Annotated in this window: 12 protein-coding genes, 3 pseudogenes and 1 other annotated feature; of the genes and pseudogenes, 9 read left to right on the top strand and 6 right to left on the bottom strand. The window is 43.0% G+C overall.

Annotated elements, in window-relative coordinates; genetic code table 11:
* Positions 1-293: 293 nt before the first annotated feature.
* Positions 294-1,463 (top strand): patatin-like phospholipase family protein, encoded by a 1,170-nt coding sequence (locus F895_RS11095; protein ID WP_005240789.1) that lies wholly within the window; start codon positions 294-296, stop codon positions 1,461-1,463.
* A 30-nt stretch (positions 1,464-1,493) separates the two neighbouring features.
* Here the strand turns inward: F895_RS11095 and F895_RS11090 are convergent.
* Together F895_RS11090 and F895_RS11085 are read right to left on the bottom strand one after the other, a co-directional pair.
* Positions 1,494-2,162: pseudogene (locus F895_RS11090) on the bottom strand (hypothetical protein); the annotation flags it as partial.
* A 38-nt stretch (positions 2,163-2,200) separates the two neighbouring features.
* A protein-coding gene (locus tag F895_RS11085; RefSeq protein WP_107114716.1) for an IS3 family transposase occupies positions 2,201-3,420 on the bottom strand; the annotation gives its coding sequence in 2 pieces (ribosomal slippage) (positions 2,201-3,144 and positions 3,144-3,420; 1,221 coding nt in all).
* Positions 3,029-3,145 (bottom strand) — a sequence feature (AL1L pseudoknot). Its footprint overlaps the gene before it by 117 nt.
* Before the next feature lie 49 nt (positions 3,421-3,469).
* Between F895_RS11085 and F895_RS11075 the strand changes: the two are divergent.
* From F895_RS11075 to F895_RS11055, 5 genes and pseudogenes are all read left to right on the top strand, one after another.
* Positions 3,470-3,835 (top strand): annotated as a pseudogene (locus F895_RS11075) (SDR family oxidoreductase); the annotation flags it as partial.
* Positions 3,836-3,844: 9 nt separating this feature from the next.
* Entirely contained in the window at positions 3,845-4,636 is a 792-nt protein-coding gene (locus F895_RS11070; RefSeq protein WP_005240792.1) for an aspartate dehydrogenase, read from the top strand.
* Positions 4,637-4,647: 11 nt separating this feature from the next.
* On the top strand, positions 4,648-6,114 hold the full coding sequence (locus tag F895_RS11065) for an aldehyde dehydrogenase (protein WP_005240794.1): 1,467 nt from the start codon (positions 4,648-4,650) through the stop codon (positions 6,112-6,114).
* A gap of 38 nt (positions 6,115-6,152) precedes the next feature.
* Positions 6,153-7,793: a thiamine pyrophosphate-binding protein gene (locus tag F895_RS11060; protein ID WP_005240797.1), complete on the top strand. Its 1,641-nt coding sequence runs from the start codon at positions 6,153-6,155 to the stop codon at positions 7,791-7,793.
* Positions 7,794-7,942: 149 nt separating this feature from the next.
* Positions 7,943-9,136, top strand: coding sequence for a hypothetical protein (locus tag F895_RS11055; protein WP_005240800.1), 1,194 nt, complete (start codon positions 7,943-7,945; stop codon positions 9,134-9,136).
* Between the two features lie 70 nt (positions 9,137-9,206).
* On the opposite strand, the gene F895_RS11050 is transcribed toward F895_RS11055, so the two are convergent.
* Positions 9,207-10,202, bottom strand: coding sequence for an AraC family transcriptional regulator (locus F895_RS11050; protein WP_005240801.1), 996 nt, complete (start codon positions 10,200-10,202; stop codon positions 9,207-9,209).
* A gap of 362 nt (positions 10,203-10,564) precedes the next feature.
* On the opposite strand from F895_RS11050, the pseudogene F895_RS20250 reads away from it, so the two are divergent.
* Positions 10,565-10,752: pseudogene (locus F895_RS20250) on the top strand (cyclohexanone monooxygenase); the annotation flags it as partial.
* 124 nt (positions 10,753-10,876) lie between these two features.
* Here the strand turns inward: F895_RS20250 and F895_RS11045 are convergent.
* From F895_RS11045 to F895_RS11035, 3 genes are all read right to left on the bottom strand, one after another.
* The gene (locus F895_RS11045) at positions 10,877-11,806 is read right to left on the bottom strand and encodes a metal-dependent hydrolase (protein WP_005240803.1); all 930 of its coding nucleotides are present in this window, start codon (positions 11,804-11,806) and stop codon (positions 10,877-10,879) included.
* Positions 11,796-12,659: an alpha/beta fold hydrolase gene (locus F895_RS11040; protein WP_005240805.1), complete on the bottom strand. Its 864-nt coding sequence runs from the start codon at positions 12,657-12,659 to the stop codon at positions 11,796-11,798. The genes F895_RS11045 and F895_RS11040 overlap by 11 nt, the downstream gene beginning before the upstream one ends.
* A 181-nt stretch (positions 12,660-12,840) precedes the next feature.
* Positions 12,841-13,698: a LysR family transcriptional regulator gene (locus F895_RS11035; RefSeq protein WP_005240807.1), complete on the bottom strand. Its 858-nt coding sequence runs from the start codon at positions 13,696-13,698 to the stop codon at positions 12,841-12,843.
* Positions 13,699-13,867: 169 nt separating this feature from the next.
* Here F895_RS11035 and F895_RS11030 point away from each other — a divergent pair, with 169 nt between their 5' ends.
* Positions 13,868-14,542, top strand: coding sequence for an ankyrin repeat domain-containing protein (locus F895_RS11030; protein WP_005240809.1), 675 nt, complete (start codon positions 13,868-13,870; stop codon positions 14,540-14,542).
* A 13-nt stretch (positions 14,543-14,555) separates the two neighbouring features.
* Positions 14,556-15,017, top strand: a complete 462-nt coding sequence (locus F895_RS11025; protein WP_005240810.1) for a nucleoside deaminase — start codon at positions 14,556-14,558, stop codon at positions 15,015-15,017.
* Positions 15,018-15,036 lie beyond the last annotated feature (19 nt).

The raw sequence follows: 15,036 nt of genomic DNA on the forward strand, positions 1-15,036 counted from the left end.
CCATCATGCGGTATTGGGTCCACTGACCCTGGTGATGAAGGGTGAGAACATTCCAGCTAAATCGGCTTGGATTGGTTCACCTGCTGTGCCTTGGAAATATAAGTAATCTATGTTGAAAAAATGATGTTTCTAGACAAGATGAGCTAGGCTAAAGAGATAAGAGGATGAATTCTTCTTATCTCTTTTTTATTAAAATGGATTTGAGAAAATTTCTATACGATAAAAATCAATGCAAGGTCTTATAGTTAAAGTCTGGCAGTAAAAATCCTATTAATGATTTTAGGTGGTGGATTATGAATTTATTTCATCGGATTATTCAGGCGTTTAACTGGCACTCACGCCTTGAAGCTGTTCCAGAACGGATGACAGAAAAAGCAATTATTTCAGGTATTCCCAATGCACGCGTTTGGTTTGACCATGATCTGACACCTTTTATTGAAGCGATACTTCGAAATAGTCAGCGCGAGTTGGAATCGCTCAGGCATGTATCTGAAAAATTACCTCCATTATATGCCTTGGCAATCTCGGGCGGAGGTGAAAATGGGGCTTTTGCCGCAGGTGTATTATGTGGACTGACGGCAAGTGGTAAACGGCATGATTTTAAGGTTGTTACAGGGGTAAGTGCGGGTGCATTGATTGCGCCATTTGCTTTTTTAGGCCCAGAATATGATGATATTTTGAGTACAGTCGCGACCTCCGCTGGACCGAATACGATATTTCGATATCGTAATATTGTCATGGGTTTAGTCAAAGATGGTATGGCCAGTAGCGAGCCACTTACCCAGATTGTTGAAAAATACATAACACCTGAAGTTTTAGCTTTGATTGCACAAGAGCATGCCAAAGGTCGGATCTTACAAATTGGAACAACCGATATCGATGCCGGACGTCAATCGATTTGGAATATGGGAGAAATTGCATCGAGCAATGCACCGAATGCACTAGAATTATTTCGTAAAATTATTATTGCATCTACCAGTATTCCTGGAGTGGTTTCACCCGTGATGATTGATGTTGAAGTAGATGGGAAAAAATATCAGGAAATGCATGTCGATGGTGGGGTGGTCAATCAGGTCTTTTTATATCCCGCTTCACTAAAGAAACGATTAGAGCAAATTATGGGTCAATCCATCAATCGCGAAGTGCATTTGTATGTCATCCGCAATGGCCGTTTTCGGCCGAGTTGGAATCAGACCAAGAGGAAAACTTTAAGTATTGGTGGACGGGCTATTCGGGCATTGATACAAAATCAAGGCATAAGTGATGTATTGCATCTTTATCAAATTGCAAAGCAAGATCAGGTTGATTTTAATCTTGCTTATATTGATGAGGATTTTAAAGGAGAACATTTAAAACAGTTTGATACCGTTTATATGAGGAAATTATATGACTATGGCTATCAGTTTGCAGCGACGCAACAACAATGGCATAAAGATTTGCCGAATGACATTTTGATGAGATGAATTAAACGATAATGATAAAAAATATCGGGTTTAATTCATCCATGCCGTATTGATCTCATGGACTAAACGTCGGTTGAGCGCTTTTTGCTGTAATTGCCAATTCTCAATCTCAGTCAAGGAGGGCTCTTGTTGTCCATCTGAGGCGGCCAAGAAGCGCTTAAAATAATTTTTATAATGATAGGCCGAGATATCACCGGTAATATCTGCAGCGATTAGTCGACCCTGACATGCCTGAATCAAACTTTGTAAATGTTGTTCGAGAAACAGACCTTGATCCCAGTTGGTCATGACCACTTCACTGGAGAGTACGTCTTTATCAATGGATAAATAAATCGGGCTATCCTGATGGCTTATTTCGGCTAAGAAACTAGCGAGCAGGTCATCTGGATGGTTGAAATTATGCCAAACACCTTTAGCACCGATAAAGCGTGTCCATGAAGCATTTTTTTGTAAGCTCCAATAATGCAATTTACCTTTGCGTAACGGAGACCAATGGTTCTCCCAAGCATGTTGCCAGCCAATGTCATTCGAATGAATTCCAATAACATCGATACGTGCAATATGGGGCAATTGGCTTGCCCAGTACACCCATGAACCACAATGAATACCAAACGGATAGCGCATGTTATCTGGGTGATTATCACAGACAATGAGATGAATGGGTCTGGTTATGACTTGTCTTGCAAGTAACAGTTGAGTGAACCGTACCGGGTTTGTCGGAGACTTTTTTATTTAAGTTAGGCCACCTGACCTAACGGGTTAATCTTATCATAGTACATTGCTTCAAACTCAAAAGGCGATACATAACCCAGTGCACTGTGTACACGCTTTTTATTGAACCAATCTACCCAGTTTAGTGTCGCAAGTTGTACATCTGCTAAACCTTGCCAATCTGCTTTTAAATATTCAATCACCTCTGTTTTGTATAAGCCATTCACCGTTTCAGCCAGAGCATTATCGTATGAATCACCTGTCGTACCGACTGATGCTCGTAAATTTGCAGCATCTAAACGATTGGTATAGCGAATAGAAAGATATTGAACACCTCTATCGGAATGATGAATCACATTCTTTGGCATGCCTCGATCGTGCAATGCTTGCTCCAATGCATCGAGCACCATATCTGTATTCATCCGTGTAGATACTTTCCATCCAACAATTGCTCGTGAGAACACATCAATAATAAAGGCGGTATAGACCCAGCCTGAATGTGTTTGAATATACGTAAAGTCACTGACCCATAATTGGTCAGGTCGATCAGCACTAAAATTCCGTTTCACTAAATCATCTGCTCGTTTTTGATCATCTCGGCTACGGGTGGTTTGTTTATTCTTACCACGCCAAACACCTTGTATACCTAGCTTTTGCATCAATCGAGCAACTGTACAACGTGCAATAACATAACCCTCACGTTTCAATTTTTGCCAAACTTTACGTACACCATATCGACCTGAACTTTCTTTCCAAATACGTTTGATTTGCTCTGCATGATGTAAATCATGCAGAGCACGTTTCGCTCGATGTTCTGGGTTATCAACGAAATCTAAAGCCCGATAATAGGTCGAAGCTGCAATCGGTAAAATTCTACAAATCGCTTCAACACCATATAACGCCTTATTGTTATGGATAAAATCCACCATTATTTGTGTGGGCGGTCGAGCTCCGCCTGGGCGAAAAAAGCGGCTGCTTTACGTAGAATTTCATTGGCACGTTTTAATTCTTTAATTTCACGTTCCATTTGCTTCATTTTTTCTTGGTCAGATACCTGTTGTACTTTGGCGGGATTTTGTTGATCTAAGTATTTTTGATACCAAACACGAAGTGTTTCAGGAGTACAGCCAATTTTAGGAGCAATTGCGGAAACTGCTGCCCAATTCGATGGATAATCTTTTTCAGATTCAATTAGTAATTGAACCGCTCTTTCTCTAATTTCGGGGGTATAGTTTGGTTTTTTCATCGGAATAGTCTCTCAGAATATTGAGTCTCCGACAAACCCGGTACGGTTCAATTCTTTGCTGGCACTGCAACCTGAACCGCACATGATTGCAACCTCATCTGCGCGTGCAGCATTGCTGAATCTGACCCATTCATTGGCGCATGAATTTACCCAGTACGGTGTTCGTGTCAACTCAATACTGTTAGGTATGGTGGAATCAGCACAGTGGAAACGCCGTTTTGAAACCCGTTCAGACCCCAATGCGACTTGGGAACAGTGGACAGGCAATATTGCCAAAAATCGTGGCATTCCAATGCAACGTTTAGGCAAGCCAGAAGAGCCAGCACGTGCCTTGGTGTTTCTGGCATCGCCTTTGGCATCGTATACCACAGGTTCGACACTGGATGTTTCTGGTGGATTTAACAAACATTTATAAGGTGTGCACATGAAACAGTTGATGATGATTGGTTTTGGCGCGATGGCGGCAGAAGTGTATGCCCACATGCCACAAGACCTGCAACTTAAATGGATTGTGGTACCTGCTCGCAGTGTCGAAAAAGTACAGGCGCAAGTTGCTGCCGATGTACAGGTGATTTCTTCAATCGAGCAATGTCAGGGGACACCAGATTATGTGATTGAAGTGGCTGGTCAGGCAGCAGTGAAAGAACATGCACAAAAAGTCTTGGAAAAAGGCTGGACCATTGGTCTGATCTCAGTGGGTACTTTGGCCGATAACGAATTTTTAATTCAACTCAAAACCACGGCAGAACAACATGATGCACATCTGCACCTTTTAGCGGGTGCCATTGCAGGGATTGATGGCATCTCCGCAGCCAAAGAAGGTGGTCTGGAAAAAGTCACTTATAAGGGCTGTAAGAGTCCGAAAAGCTGGCGTGGCAGCTATGCCGAGCAATTGGTCGACCTCGATCAGGTCAGCGAAGCAACAGTTTTTTTCCGTGGTACAGCCAGAGAAGCTGCCTTGAAGTTTCCAGCCAATGCCAATGTAGCCGCCACGATTGCACTGGCTGGACTGGGTATGGATGACACCATGGTGGAATTGACGGTTGATCCAAATATCAACAAAAACAAGCACACCATTGTTGCAGAGGGTGTATTCGGTGCAATGACCATTGAACTGGTTGGTGTGCCATTGGCGAATAATCCCAAAACCTCAACTTTAGCCGCACTCAGTGTGATTCGCGCTTGCCGCAATAGTGTTGAAGCAATTCAGATTTAAAGGATTTGATCATGGTGAAGGAAATTTATATCGCAGGTGAATGGCGATTAGGTAAAGGCGCGACGATTCAAAGTTTATTTCCAGCAGATCAATCGGTGAATGCTGAAATTTCAACGGCGAGTCTGGATGATGTCAATGAAGCCATTGAAAAAGCGGATCTAGCATGGCGTAAGGTTGAGTGGCGTAACAGCATGCCGCATGAACGTGCCCGTATTTTATATAAAGTGGCCGACATTATTGAAGCGCGTGTGGATGAACTTTCAAAGCTGCAAACCCGTGATAATGGTAAGCCCTTGGCTGAAACCCGTGCCTTGACCCTAAGTGCAGCGGCAACAGCGCGTTATGTGGCAGCAGCTTGTGAAACCCTGAATGATGAGCTGACCACGCAACGTGCAGCAGATTTTATGACCATGAGCGTGCATGAACCTGTAGGCGTAGTCGCTGCAATTACCCCGTGGAACTCACCGATTGCCAGTGAAGTGCAAAAATTGGCACCTGCGCTTGCGGGCGGCAATGCCGTGATTTTAAAACCTGCGGAAGTCACTTCTTTGATTGCATTGGAACTCGCCAAAATCTTTGAAGAAGCAGGTTTACCGAAAGGTTTGCTCAGTGTCTTAGTTGGACGCGGTTCAGTGATTGGTGATGCGATCGTGAAGCATCCTTTGGTGCGTAAGATTTCATTTACGGGCGGAACCACCACGGGTCGTCATCTGGCACATCTTGCCGCAGATAAACTAATTACGACGTCTTTAGAGCTAGGTGGAAAATCCCCAACGATTGTATTGCCAGATGCAGATATTGAATTGGCAGCCAAAGGCGTGGCTTACGGTATTTTCAGTTCAGCAGGACAAGCCTGTATTGCCGGTTCGCGTCTGTTTGTACACAGCAGTATCTATGATCAATTCCTCAGTCGTCTGGTTGAAATTACCAAAGGCTTGCGTGTTGGACACCCTGAAACCGCAGGCGTACATCTTGGTTCTTTGATCAATCCGAAACATTTGGCTTCGGTTGATGACTATGTACAGCTCGCGAAACAAGAAGGTGGGCAAGTCCTAGTTGGTGGTCATGCCTTAACCGAAGGTGAGTTGGCCAAAGGTAGTTATTACTTGCCAACCATCATCACAGGTTTAAGTAATTCAGCACAAACCTGTCAGGAAGAGATTTTTGGCCCTGTACTGGTGGTGATGAAATATGACGATGAGCAAGATTTACTGGCACAAGCCAATGACAGCTGTTTTGGTCTTGCCGCAGGCATCTGGACTGAAAACTATCGCAAGGCATGGCAAATTGCGCGCGCTTTAGAAGTCGGTACGGTTTGGATCAATACCTATAAGAAATTCTCGATTTCTGCGCCATTTGGTGGCTTTAAAGAAAGTGGGATCGGGCGTGAAAAAGGTCGTTTAGGCATTTTGTCTTATATGCAACAAAAAAGCATCTATATGGGATTAAGCGAACAGCCAAATCCTTGGGCGAATTAATACATTCATGGAATGAACAGTTTTTAAGGAATATAGCAATGACAGAACGTGTAAATGTCGGCGAAGCCATCGCCCGTGTTTTAGAAGCACACCAAGTAGACAGTATTTATGGGGTGATCTCGATCCATAACTTACCGATTGCCGATGCAGTCGGTCGCCGTGAAAAAATCCGTTTTGTGGCGGCACGTGGTGAAGCAGGTGCGGTCACTATGGCAGATGGTCATTCACGCTTTAAAGGACTGGGTGTGGCGCTCACCAGTACGGGTGCAGGTGCAGGTAATGCAGTTGGTTCACTGATTGAAGCCATGAATGCAGGCAGTCCAGTGTTGCATTTAACTGGACAGGTGGAGCGTGAATATCTAGATCGTGATGCCAGTTTTATTCATGAAACTAAAGATCAGCTGACCTTCTTACGTGCATCCAGCAAAGCTGCATTTCGTATTACCAGCCCTGACAATGCGGTGGGTGTGATTCGTGAAGCGATTCGTGTGGCAACGACAGTACCGATGGGGCCAGTCAGTGTTGAGTTACCGATTGATGTGCAAGCAGCAGAAATCGATTTGCCGCTGAACTTAGGGCCAGTAAAAGCGCTTGAATTGCCACAAGCTGAGCAAGTGGAAGTCGATTTAATCATCGATGAACTGAAGAAAGCCAAACGTCCCGTGTTCTGGATCGGTGGTGGGACGTTGAATAGTGTTGCAGAAGTCAAAGCCATCGCTGATCTCGGCATTCCTGTAGTGTCATCAACACATGCGCGTGGGGTATTGGCCGATGATCATCCTCGTAGCCTAGGTGCATTCCATAACTCGGCTGGGGTTGAACAGTTGCTCAAAGAGGCTGATTTATTGGTGGTGGTCGGTTCACGCTTACGCAGTAATGAAACCAAAACCTATTCCGTGCAGTTCCCTGACAATATTATCCAGATAGATGCCAATCCTGTCGCACAACAGCGTAATTACAAAGTTCGTAATTTCATTTGTGCTGACGCCAAAGATGTGTTGCAACGTGTATTGACGGGCTTGCAAGGTATCTCAAAAGTCGATGCGGAATATGATGCAGCAGTGGTGAAGGCAAAACAGGCCGCAATCGAGGCATTACGTACGCAGCTGGATCAATATGCCTTGATCTGTGATCACTTACGTGCCGCATTACCGCAAGATGGTATTTTTGTACGTGACATTACCATGTCAGGGAGTACTTGGGGTAGCCGTCTATTCCCGGTACAGGCGCCAAACCAGAATATTCATTCTCTAGCAGGCGCGATTGGTCTAGGTCTGGCCACTGCGATTGGTGCGTCGATTGCCAATCCTGACAAGAAAGTGATTGGCTTGGTTGGTGATGGCGGTTTGATGTTAGGCATTGGCGAAATTGCCACCATGGCGCAAGAAAATACCAATATGGTGCTAATGATCATGAATGATGGTGGTTATGGCGTGATGCGTGGCATCCAGAAGAATTACTTTGGTGGTCGCCAGTACTTCAATGAGTTGCATACCCCAGACTATAAGGTCTTAGGTGAAGCAATGGGTGTGAAGAGCTGGAAAGTGGGCAGTGCTGATGAATTCAAAACGGTGATTCAGGACGCGGTTGCTTTCAAAGGTCCAAGCGTGATTGAACTGGATATGCATTCAATTGGGCCATTGAACTTTGCAGGTCCACCACAGAAAAAATTGTACTAATCCTACTGAGCATTGGCAGTCCGTGCTGATGTGAAGACCGCTTTATGGGCAAATTTTTTTGCCCATAAAACGATAAAAACTATGTTTTATAGGTAAAACAAAAAAGCTAGCCAACAGGATCGTTGGAACAAAAACCAAGGAATCAAGAAATGAAAAAGACCTCTATAGCTATGCTATGTGCTGCATTTTATTTGGGTAGCAGTGCAAATGTATTTGCACAAAGCTCAGCCCTGGAATGGAAAAGTGAAGACAGCAAGGATTCAGTACAAGTCGGCGGTGTGGTACGACTCAATCAGCGTTATGAAAATTGGCAAGGGCCGAATGGTGGATTTGGTAAACTGTATTTCGATATTTTTCGGGTGGATGTAAAAGGCAAATTTGACGATGCCTATTTCAATGCCAGTTATTTATTTCAAGATCAGGAAAAACGTTCGGTTGAGAAAGCCTATGTCGGTTATAACCTAGATGAAAATAACAGTATAGAAGCAGGTTTTGTCTATAAGCCCTTTGCCATTTATCCTTATCCGCAAAATGGCTGGACTTATCATATCCCATTCTTCTTGGGTTATGGCAATAACATTGCACCCGGTTTGAACTGGAACTTTCATAACAAGGATTGGGATGTGAAACTGGGCTATTATCCGCAAATGCTGGAGACCAACCTTCGTTATTCACCTGAAAGCGCCACCTATGATGATCTGAGGAACAATGCATTTCCAAACCAGAAAGCCTATCAAAATGAAAAGCGGCATCAATTGAATACGCGTATTGTACGTAAGCTGGAAACCGAATTCGGTAAGCAAGAGTTTGGTGTATCGGGGGCTATTGCACAATTGCATAATAAAACGACCGATAAAAATGGCCAGTATTATGCGGTCGGTTTGCACACGGATAATAATTACAAACGTTTTAATTTACAAAGCTCTGTGATTCATTACCAATATGATGCCAAAAATCCAGAAGGGATCAATAATGACATGACCTTGATGGGGAATAATGGTTTTACCCCTGCCTATTTCATTGCATCCGAAGCCACCGTCGCCAGTTTAAACTTGGCTTATACCTTACCCGTACAGGATATGGGCAAACTCAAAGCCATCCGTTTTTATAATGACTATAGTTATATGGACAAGAAACGTGATGATTGGTCAGCTTCACAAATGAATACCACTGGGATGATGTTTATCGCCTCACCATTTATGCTCTGGGCAGATTATAGCTGGGGTAAAAACGCCAATATTATTGGGGGTGCATCCAATGCAACGGGGTTTACCTCAACTGTTTCTCCATATAGTGATCAATGGTTGTATCGAATCAATTTAAATATTGGCTTTAGCTTCTAAATTTTTAAATCAGTAGCTTTTTGAAAGAGTGAGTCATATTGATGATTCATTCTTTTGCTTTTTGTAGGTGCTAGGCAAGCTGATTTTTTCGATATTCTGACGGGGTTTGGTGTTCCCACTGTTTAAAGGCCCGGCTAAAAGCACTTTGTTCTGCATAACCCAGTAACAGCGCAATTTCAGTGAGTGACAGCTCTGATTTGAGTAAATAGCTTTTAGCCAGTTCTAAACGAATGCTTTTTACCAGATCACTATACTGCAAATGATAGCTACTTAACTTACGATAAAAACTTCTTAACGATAGATTCATCTGTTTGGCGATATGCTCCGCCGAGGGTTCACCCATCTTGAGCATATTCACGATGAGCAACTGTAAGTCTTTTAAAAAGGTATCAGGATTTGGAATGCTCTTCAGCAAGGCTTCAGCCTGCTGATCCAACAGTTTTTTTAGATGTGGATCGTGACTAGGGATTGGAAAATGCAGAATCTCCAGCGGAAGCCATAATCGTAATATTTCTGAATCAAAACTGACAGGGCAACCATAAATTTGCAGATAAGGTGTGGTATCGGCAGGTGCAACAGCAGAGAACTCAATCTTTAAAGGCTGAATATCTGGTCGGTGTAAAATCTTTCGAATGGTACTCAATACACCAGAAAGCAATACTTCATTTGAAAGCTGAGAGTTTTTATGCACCACGGGTGTCCAGCACATACAGAAGCGATCTTCTTTCTGCACAATAGAAAATGAAGCTGAATTTTGTAAAAGGGGCTGGAAGTTTTTAAAACAATTCAAGAAACTGAGTAGATGAGGGCTGGATAAGGCCAAGTAGCCTAAAATATGAATATGATGGGGCTCTGAGAGTTCACCAATATAATGTCCTAACACAGGTGTTGGGTGTTGCTGGTGGATTTCTTCAAGCAAGTTCCACCATTTGTGTAAGGGCATTCTCGGTTGATTGGCGTACTGTTGAGTAAGTTGATTGAGCTGATGACTCGAAATATTCTGTTGCTTTAAATATTTATTGATGAGTTCTAATAGAACGGATGGAATACTTGGAAGATCAGTCATAATTGCTCTGCTAATTTCGAAGCCAAATCCTTTAACCCAATTAAAGATAAATCATTGCAGCATGATGCAGTTGATTTATAAGTTATCTTAACTTATTCAATTCAATCTCTGTGTATCATCAAAGGACAGAATCATGGACTTTGGTCTCTATATCTATGGTTAAAAAATTAATCAATTAAAACATGATTTAATCATTCATTCATTTGACTTTGATTCTTTTAAGATGATATTTCAGGTCAAATTTTAGGGCTGAATGTTAAACTTTCCAGAGAGATATCTTTGCGTCGGTGTAGATAGGATTGAAACATTTAACTGAAAAGGTTTTATGATTTGAGAGTAGAAGATCTCAGCGTTAAATCAAGATTGAGCTGAAACAGCAAAAAATCAATAATTTTATTATTGTTGAAAAATCAAATGAAGTGGATGGCGTTTGGCGGGAAAATACCTATCCTGGCTGTGAATGTGATGAGCCATCTTTGATTTATTCCTATTCATTTGCACCGCATCCGAACTAGTTCATATTTTCGTGAAACAAATAGAGACTTGGCAATCGTTATAGCTTTCATCGCTAAAACCTTAAAAAAGTTTATATTGATAGGGCTTTTATCTTGAATTCTGTTAAAACAAAAAAAGGCACATCATGTGCCTGGAAGTGGAAGGAATAATTGAGTGACTTAGCAAACCCGAAGTTGGGTTAGGGCTTTGACCGCAGGGGAGTTATTGATGACTTGCAAGGCTTTTAAAGTATCGCCTTCATAATATGGGTGATAGCTCGGTTTCAGCCAATGTTTTAAACTAAAGACCACCGAGAAAAAGCTTGGTACCTGTTTGCTACGGGCATTTTCAATTGCCATTTGAGCTAGGGAACGGAGCAGACCATAATTTTGATAGCGTTTGGTTTGAGTATCTTGTCGAGCAAGTTCCTTAAAGCATTGATAGATGGCAAAAGTAAATCCCGGTGCGACCGCCAGCATGATCATTTGGCGTTGTAAGTAGGCAAAGATTTTATTTTCTTCACCACATAAGTGCATATAGAGATCAAAAGCTACACTTCGATGCTCAACTTCTTCTGCCAAATGCCAAGTCATCAGATCAGACATCATTTTATCAGCAGTTTTATTTTGCCAAGGTTGGTTTTCGAGACACCAAGTTCCCAGCATCGTTGTAAAATGTTCAGCCGCAGCTGCGATACCGATGCGCATTGTGAGCCAACGATATGCCAGAGTACTGGATAAGGTTAAGCCAAAAGGTGCAACATTAATTTGTTTAAAGATATTGTCTAAAGATACAAGAAATTCATCAATATCATAATTATAGTGACGTAAATAATCTTGAGCGACCTTGTGTGCGGAGGCATGGTGCGCTTCTTGATGGACAAAACCTTTTACATCGGCACGAAGCTTTTCATCTTTGACATAAGGTAAGGCTTCATTAAATGAGCGACACATCCAGAGTTCGCCCACAGGTAAAATCAAATGCACTGCATTAACTAAATGAGTGGCAAAAGGATTGTCATAGATCCAATATTCTGGTGTATTGCTAAAATCGAATTGCACACGGCGCTGTTCAAGATAGTGATTTTCCAGTCGTTGTTTAGGATGCATAGTGTTCTCCCTCATTCACGGCATTGATAAAATAATGGCTAAGTTGCTCGGCATTCTGGGCAGGAATCCAATGTGTGGCATCCAGATAAATTTCCTGATATGCGCCAGTAAAAAACTGTTTATTCAACTGTACGCTTTTCTTACCAACTGCAATATCTTTATTGCCCCAGATAAATAAGGTAGGGACTTTTACCTTGTTAAAGGTCGAGTTGAAAGGTGCGAGTGGCATACTGCGATACCAGTTGATTGCTGTGCCGATGCGATTTTCTTGAATGAAATACTGCTGAAAATCCCTGATTTGTTCCGCATTCATCCCTGAGTTTTTTAGCAATAGCCGACTCAGTGATTTGGCCCGTTTAAACAGCAGTTCAGGAATAAAGGGCAATTGGAAAAAGCCAATATAGTACGAGCTAAAGATTTGCGTACTGCTAAGCATGGATTTCAGAAATGCCCCAGTATGTGGAACCGAGACCAATGTGAGATGCTTGACTAGATTGGGGAATTGCTGGGCCAATTCGCAGGCGACAATTGAACCCCAATCATGGCCAATGACGTATACCGGTTGGCCTAATAAATCGATGAAGGCTTTGACATCAGCAACCAGCTCTCCAATAGCATACTGAAAACGACCTTTGGGTGAGGCTGTTAGGCTGTAGCCTCGTTGTTCAATCGCAAACGTTCGAAAGTTTTGTTGATTGAGAATGGTGCTGGTGGCTTGCCAACTTTGTGCAGTCTCGGGGAAACCATGCAAAAGAATGACGGGTTTACCATCGATTGGACCCGAATCAATCACATTAAAAATCAGGTGATTACGATCATACTGGCGGTATCGTTTTTCTGTCTGTTTTGTCATGCTGATCTACTTGTCAAAGCTGCCTATTTCAATCGATAGTAATCAGCGCTATTGGTATAGTCTTGACAGTAAATCAGGTGTTTTAACTTTTTGTGCCATGCCCTCTATTTTTGGCACATCTAGCATAAGGCTTGGCACATAATGACGCATTGCCTGAGCTGTTAGGTGATTTGAGCAGAAATCATTCACGTTGTGATGCTTCAAAACGGTTGCTGAGTACGCTCGTCATTTGTGCTAAAAGATCAAACACCAGACCATCTTTATCCCAGGCATAGATCGCAACAGTCATTGCTTGAGCTTTACCCAAGGGCAAATATTCCTGTACTCGATGGCCTTTGGTGGTCGCTACAGGCAAGAGTGATAAACCCAGACCAGTTTCAACACCGACTAATACACTGGCTAAACTATTGCTGGTAAAGGCGATATAGCCATGTAGGCGCTCGCGCTCAATCCGTTCAAACATTTCATCACGATAGAGCCCACCTTGTGGGAAGGTCACCAAGGGTAGTGGATCAGACCAATCCCCGCCATGATCAATACTTTCAAACCACGCCATTTCTTCGGGGAAACAGGCATGATGATCAGAACTGGCCGCAGTTTCTTTGACAATCACAATATCAAGTTGTGCATTGCGATAACGTTCCATCAAATCGCGGCTGAGTCCTGCAGTCACATCTAGCCGTACCGTACGGTGTTGTTTGCTAAAGGCACTTAAGGCCAAAGCCATATCACTATTCATAATATCTTCAGGCAAACCAATCCGAATTGGAATCGTGCCTGATGGATCGCTCAAAATCATCTGTGCTTCTTGTTGCAGGGCTAAAATCCGCCGTGCGTAGCTAATCAGATATTCACCTGAACTGGTCAGTTGTAAGGGGCGCGCATTACGGTCAATCAAGCTCTTACCTACAGATTCCTCTAGTCGGGCGAGTTGTTGGCTGATTGTAGATTGTGTCATATGCAAATGTTCAGCAGCTAAAGTAAAGCTTCCTGCTTCATAAATACTGACGAAGGCACGAAGCAAGCGTGGATCAAACATATCGACTTACCCTTGAGGCAGTGGAATTTGGTGGTGTTGTTTATATGGTATTTATAATCTTAATAGATTTTATTAAATAATTTAATTTTTAAATAGCAATGAAGCTGATTATCCTAGTCATAGTGTTTATTTGTCATCTAATAACTTCGGCTGAGCCAAGGAGGATTTTATGCACAAATCATTATTATCGGTTATTTGTACGATGGCATTGACTGCATGCAGCCATGCGAGTTCGGGAGATGCGATGCAAGAAGATGCCTTACATACGGCGGCAGCACGCAATAATGTAGCACAAATCCAGCAGTTGCTCGCTCAAAATATTCAGATTGATGCCCGTGATGCCTTTGGTTCTACCGCTTTACTGGTTGCAACGCGTGCCAATAATCTCGATGCCGCACAAGCCTTGATAGATGCAGGCGCGGATGTCAATGCCAAAGATCGAATGCAGGATAGTGCTTATCTCTATGCAGGAGCGCGTGGTTATCTAAAAATATTAAAGCTCACGTTAAAGCATGGTGCTGATTTGAAAAGTACCAACCGCTATGGTGGCACAGCATTGATTCCTGCGGCTGAACGTGGCCATGTGGATACGGTTCGTACCCTGATTGACGCGGGTGTGGATGTCGATCATATCAATAACTTAGGCTGGACCGCTTTATTGGAAGCGATCATTTTAGGCAATGGTACGCAACCTTATCAACAGATTGTCGATGTGCTGATTGCAGCAGGGGCGAATGTCAATATTCCTGATGCTGATGGGATTACGGCACTCGAACATGCGCATGCACGTGGCTATAGCCATATCGAAAAAGCGTTACTGCGTGCAGGCGCAAAAGCAAAATAATTGGAGTATAGACGTGCAACAGAATACCGATTTTCTACGTCAGGCCATTGAACTGGCTTATCAAAATTGCGAGCAAGGTGGACGGCCGTTTGGTGCAATCTTGGTGAAAGATGGCCAAGTGATTGCGTCAGGTGTCAATGAAATATTGAAAAGTAATGATCCAACCGCACATGCAGAACTCTTGGCAATACGTGCCGCAAGCCAGCAATTGGGGACAGCCAATTTGGACGGTTGTGTTGTATTTGCCAGTGGGCAGCCTTGTCCTATGTGTATGGCAGCGATGCGTATGGCGGGCATTAGTGGCGTGACTTATGCACATTCCAATGAAGATGCTGAAGCCTATGGTTTGTCAACGGCTGCGATCTATGCTGACTTAGCCAAACCCTTTGCAGAGCAGTCGATGACAATCCGTTATGTGCCTGTACGCATTGAAACAAAGCCGGACTTGTACCGCTATTGGCAATCCATTACATGATTGATGTGCAGCTAAAACC

This window comes from Acinetobacter sp. CIP 64.2, assembly GCF_000369645.1.
Classification (GTDB): domain Bacteria; phylum Pseudomonadota; class Gammaproteobacteria; order Pseudomonadales; family Moraxellaceae; genus Acinetobacter.